At 53.6% G+C, this 638-nt stretch carries 1 protein-coding gene; it reads left to right on the top strand.

Going from position 1 to position 638, the window contains the following annotated elements; all coding sequences use genetic code 11:
• Positions 1-566, top strand: a 566-nt coding sequence (locus INT22_RS02515) for an NAD(P)/FAD-dependent oxidoreductase (RefSeq protein ID WP_193067611.1), incomplete at its 5' end; no start/stop codon positions are given.
• Positions 567-638 lie beyond the last annotated feature (72 nt).

The raw sequence follows: 638 nt of genomic DNA on the forward strand, positions 1-638 counted from the left end.
AAGACGACTGGAACCAAGTTCGACAACACTTCTTTACCGGCCATTATTATCAACTGGCGTCAGAACCTCTAACTGGCGAAGCCGCCGATGCGATTCTTCCAGAGAAACAAGGCGCTTGGGACACTCGCACGGTACTTAGCAGCATTCGGCGGGACAAGGCAGGCCGCTTACTATTGGGCAGCCTGGGGAAAGGTGAAGGCAAACCACAGGCTTACTTAACCCGTTGGGCCAATACCATAAAAGATCATTACTTCCCTAGGCTCGGCAACGTTCGCTGGGAATACACCTGGACCGGCAAGGTCGCGTTCACACCGGACCACACCTTACGTATTTTTGAACTGGCCCCGGGGATATTGTCAGCCACTGGCTATAACGGACGCGGCATCACTACCGGCACAGTGGTCGGGCAAGGTTTTGCTCATTACATTGCAAACGAGGATGACAGCCTGCTGCCGCTGCCGTTGTCACAGCCCAAACCCATCAAAGCCCGCCCGCTGTGGAGCTGCGCCTATGAGGGTGGTTTCTCGCTGTATCATGCAGGTCAGTGTCTACGAGTGCTGATCTAATCACGGTGTTATTGCTTAACAAAACAAAACGGATACACATAAAAAGCGGCCACTCTTCCCGCAGGCGAAGAG

The sequence above is a fragment of the Halomonas sp. 3D7M genome (genome assembly GCF_014897885.1).
GTDB lineage: Bacteria > Pseudomonadota > Gammaproteobacteria > Pseudomonadales > Halomonadaceae > Vreelandella.